Genomic DNA, 358 nt, shown 5'->3' on the forward strand with positions numbered 1-358 from the left:
AAGTATGTTTAATAAAACTTTATTCTATAATTCCCGCACAACTCACTCTAGCTCCAGCTGCTCCAGAAGGTTGAGAGGTGAAATCATCTGCTCCAGCATGTACAATTACAGCTTTACCTAGAATATCTTTGGTACTATCTCCGCAGCCAATGCACGACTCATCTGTGGTCATGGAAATGGTGCCATTTCCGTTTTCATCTGCAGTAAAGTTTCCAATATCTCCTTTATGATATCCTGTTACATCACCCCATTTACCGTGTGGCTTGCCCGTTGGGTTCCAGTGGCCACCGGCCGATTTCCCATCAGCTGAGGTACAATCTGCTGTTTGGTGTATGTGTATCGCGTGTTCTCCAGCAGT

At 45.0% G+C, this 358-nt stretch carries 1 protein-coding gene; it reads right to left on the bottom strand.

The genetic code is table 11. The features are described from left to right. Window positions 1-19: 19 nt before the first annotated feature. A partial coding sequence (locus H4O21_RS28525; RefSeq protein ID WP_182812591.1) for a superoxide dismutase family protein occupies window positions 20-358 on the bottom strand: 339 nt, incomplete at its 5' end.

Origin of the sequence: Oceanospirillum sediminis, assembly GCF_014164585.1 — a bacterium.
Taxonomy (GTDB): Bacteria; Pseudomonadota; Gammaproteobacteria; order Pseudomonadales; family Halomonadaceae; genus Oceanospirillum; species Oceanospirillum sediminis.